Raw genomic sequence first — 1,756 nt, forward strand, 5'->3', positions numbered from 1 at the left:
TTTAATTAAATCTTCATTTTCAGAAATATATTTTGGATTTGTAATCTGATATTTGTTTCTAAAATTAGATACTTTTCCACTAATTGTAACTATTTTTCCTAAAGGTAATATTTTTTTAATATAGCCTTCATAACTATTAAAAAATATACATTCTAATTGTCCTGTATCATCTTCACATAAAACTTTATTTGGTAAATTTCTTACTCTAGGAAAAAGATATTTTAAAGGTGTAACAGATACAGTTTGGATTTCGGAAATTTTTAATTCTTTTATTTTAGAAGTATAACTTCTGTCAGTATATGTTTTGGGCAATTTCCACAATAAATCAAAAATATTGTTAATTCCCTTTTTTCTAAGCAAACTTTCAGTTTTTTTTCCAACACCTTTCAAATTTGAGAGGTCTGATAGTAAATATTTATGACTGTTTTTATTCATTAGAATCACTAATATAATTTATCAATGAATAACGATATAGATAATTTAAAAAAAAAAATCCTTTATAGATCTACCTATCGAGGAACAAAGGAAATGGATAATCTAATTAGTTCATTTGTTAAAAGTATTATTAATGATTTAGAAGATGATAATTTAAAACAATTAGAAAAATTTCTGGATATAGACGATGATAATTTATTAAGATTCTATAACAATATTGATAATCACATTAATTTAGAGGAAAATGAAATTACTAAAAAATTTAAAAATTTTAAGTTAAATCAAAATTGAATGGCGGAGAGACTGGGATTCGAACCCAGGAAAGAGTTGCCCCTTTGCCGGTTTTCAAGACCGGTGCTTTCAACCGCTCAGCCATCTCTCCGTGGTGAGTGTTTTATTATCATAATTATTTAATTCAACAAGAAAATCATTTAAAGATATATCAATCGTTTTATTATTAGATAAATGAATAAAGATTTCAATAAAGGTCTGTTTTTAACTAGTTTAGGCTCTTTCTGGTGGGGGTTTATTGGGGTAATTTATTTTGAAGCTATTTCATTTATTGGATACATGGAAGTTATAGTTCATAGATGTTTATGGACTGCAGTGGCATTATTAATAACCACAACATTTTTTTTTAAATGGGATGAATTTTTAAAAACAATTAAAGTAAAGAAAAATTTATTTAATCTATTTATTTCCGGTTTTCTCATTTTTTCAAACTGGTCAGTGTGGATTTATGCTGTAGCAACTAACAGAATTATAGATGCTAGTTTTGGATATTTTATTATGCCAATAATAAGTGTTTTATTAGGTTTTGTTTTTTTTAAAGAAAAATTAAATCAAAAAAGAATAATATCTATCTCTCTAGTTATATTCTCAATATTTTTCTTAATTTTTTTTAGTATTAAATCAATTCCTTGGGTTGGATTACTAGTAGCAATTAGTTGGGCTTTTTATAATTTATTTAGAAAAAGAATTAATGTTCAAACAGATATAGGTTTATTAATTGAAAGCTTATATATTTTGCCAATTGCTTTAATTGTTTTCTATATGATTATTGATAAGGGTGTGAATGATTTTAATATAGAAAATCCATCTTTGATGTTATTTTTAACATTAGCTGGTCCAATGACGGTGATACCTTTATTCTTATATGTAAGAGGTGTTGAATTGTGTGGATTAGGTCCAACAGGAATGGTTTTTTATATCACCCCAACTTTACAATTTTTGTTAGGATTTTTTTATTATAATGAAGAATTTTCAACAACTAAATTTGTTAGTTTTATTATTATATGGATTGCTGTATTTATTTACTTAA

The 1,756-nt window shown here is 25.0% G+C and carries 3 protein-coding genes and 1 tRNA gene; 2 read left to right on the forward strand and 2 right to left on the reverse strand.

What is annotated here, in order from left to right; translation table 11 throughout:
* Positions 1–435: OB-fold nucleic acid binding domain-containing protein (locus tag ACTT9D_RS07300; protein ID WP_440931123.1), on the reverse strand; the 435-nt coding region annotated here is incomplete at its 3' end.
* Positions 436–459: 24 nt separating this feature from the next.
* On the opposite strand from ACTT9D_RS07300, the gene ACTT9D_RS07305 reads away from it, so the two are divergent.
* Positions 460–726 (forward strand): succinate dehydrogenase assembly factor 2, encoded by a 267-nt coding sequence (locus ACTT9D_RS07305; protein WP_440931124.1) that lies wholly within the window; start codon positions 460–462, stop codon positions 724–726.
* 1 nt (position 727) lies between these two features.
* On the opposite strand, the gene ACTT9D_RS07310 is transcribed toward ACTT9D_RS07305, so the two are convergent.
* A tRNA-Ser gene (locus ACTT9D_RS07310) sits at positions 728–817 on the reverse strand.
* Between the two features lie 83 nt (positions 818–900).
* On the opposite strand from ACTT9D_RS07310, the gene rarD reads away from it, so the two are divergent.
* Positions 901–1,756, forward strand: an 856-nt coding sequence (gene rarD, locus ACTT9D_RS07315; RefSeq protein ID WP_440931125.1) for an EamA family transporter RarD, incomplete at its 3' end; no start/stop codon positions are given.

It is taken from the genome of Candidatus Pelagibacter sp. (genome assembly GCF_052049815.1).
GTDB lineage: Bacteria > Pseudomonadota > Alphaproteobacteria > Pelagibacterales > Pelagibacteraceae > Pelagibacter.

Bases quoted from the DNA above. Each gene is read 5' to 3' on its own strand.
- ACTT9D_RS07305 (WP_440931124.1), top strand. From the start codon at position 460: ATGAATAACGATATAGATAATTTAAAAAAAAAAATCCTTTATAGATCT.